A 1,529-nucleotide genomic window follows, 5' to 3' on the forward strand; every position below is an offset into this window, starting at 1 on the left:
CGACTGCACATAATGGTCAGCGTAGCCGATGATGTTGTCGTGGGCGAGATAGGCGGTGCGCTTGGCGCCGTTGGCGTCCTGGCCGCGGCCATACCAGACCGGCTCGCCCGAGGGCGGCACGATGACCGCCTGATGCACATAGAAGGACCAGCCGTCATAGCCGGTCAGCCAGGCCATGTTGGAGGGATCGCTGACGATCAGCAGATCGACCCCCTTGGCCTCCATGGCTTTCCGCGTCTTGGCGAGGCGATCGGCAAATTCGCCTCGCGAGAATTTCAAGTTTGGCTGCATCGTTCTTGGTCCTCGTTTGTTGGGCCTCGCGGCCAGGCATCAGCTTTCGAAAACGGTTCCGGCATTGGCTGCCCGCGCGCGGTCGCGGGCCAAAGTGGCGATCGCAGTGTCCTGCACGCCGGTACCGGTGAGGTCGGCGACGGTGATGTCGCCGGCCGAGCGTCGTCCGTGCTTTTTCCCGGCGATGATCTGGCCGAGCTCGGTCACGTCGGCGTCGGCGGCCATCACGCCCGCCTCGATGGCGTGATGGAGCTCGCCGAGGCGCCGCGTCTGTTTCGCGCTGTCGGCGACATAGAGATCGGCCATGCGCAGGATCGCCGGCGCGATCTCGTTTTTGTGCTCGGCATCCGACCCCATGGCGGTGATGTGCTGGCCGGCGGAAACGAAACCGGCCTTGATCAGCGGCTCGGTCGACGGCGTGGTGGTAACGATGATGTCGGCCTCTGCCGCCGCCTTCGCCGCATCCGGCTCGGCGCGCGCCATGATGCCCAGCTTCTCGCGTAAGCGAGCGGCGGCCGCCTCGGCCTTCGCTGCGTCACGGGCCCAGATGCGGGCTTCCTCGATCGGCCTGACAAGGCGCAAGGCCTCCAACTGCAGGCCGGCCTGCAAACCGGCGCCGAAGATCGCGGCCACGGTGGAGTCTTCTCGCGACAAGAACCTGGCCGCGACCGCGCCGGCTGCGGCGGTGCGGACATCGGTCAGATAGCCATTGTCGAGCAGCAGCGCTTCGACCACCCCGGTCTTTGCCGAGAGCAGCACCATCATGCCGCCGCCGCTGGGCAGGCCGAGCTTCGGATTGTCGAAGAAGCCGGAGCTGATCTTGACGGCGAAGCCGTCGATGCCAGGCACATAGGCGGATTTTACGTCGACCTCGCCGTGATGCTCGGGAATGTCGAGGCGCAGGATCGGCGGCATCGCCACCGGCAGCGTGGCCAAAGCGCGGAAAGCATTCTCGACACAGGCGACGGCGTCGAGATCGAGCGTCACGATCTTGCGCAGATCCGCTTCGGTGAGGATGGTCATGCGGCTCATGCGATGCGCTCCACGATGGCCCACGCTGCGAAGGAAGGCGCTCCGTCGCACCCCCCTCTGGCCTGCCGGCCATCTCCCCCGCAAGGGGGGAGATCAGCAGCTTTGCCGACGGCACTTGTCCTGCAACGTCGGTGATTGGCGAAAGCGATGGCGACATCCAATCTCCCCCCCTGCGGGGGAGATTGGATGTCGCCATCGCTTTCGCC

At 66.0% G+C, this 1,529-nt stretch carries 2 protein-coding genes; both read right to left on the bottom strand.

The window, feature by feature from the left end:
• Positions 1 to 291: aminopeptidase P family N-terminal domain-containing protein (locus tag EOA29_RS36130; RefSeq protein WP_189479109.1), on the bottom strand; the 291-nt coding region annotated here is incomplete at its 3' end.
• 39 nt (positions 292 to 330) lie between these two features.
• The gene (locus EOA29_RS36135) at positions 331 to 1,323 is read right to left on the bottom strand and encodes a cyclodeaminase (protein ID WP_127222375.1); all 993 of its coding nucleotides are present in this window, start codon (positions 1,321 to 1,323) and stop codon (positions 331 to 333) included.
• Between the last annotated feature and the right edge of the window lie 206 nt (positions 1,324 to 1,529).

Source organism: Mesorhizobium sp. M1E.F.Ca.ET.063.01.1.1 (genome assembly GCF_003998155.1).
GTDB lineage: Bacteria > Pseudomonadota > Alphaproteobacteria > Rhizobiales > Rhizobiaceae > Mesorhizobium.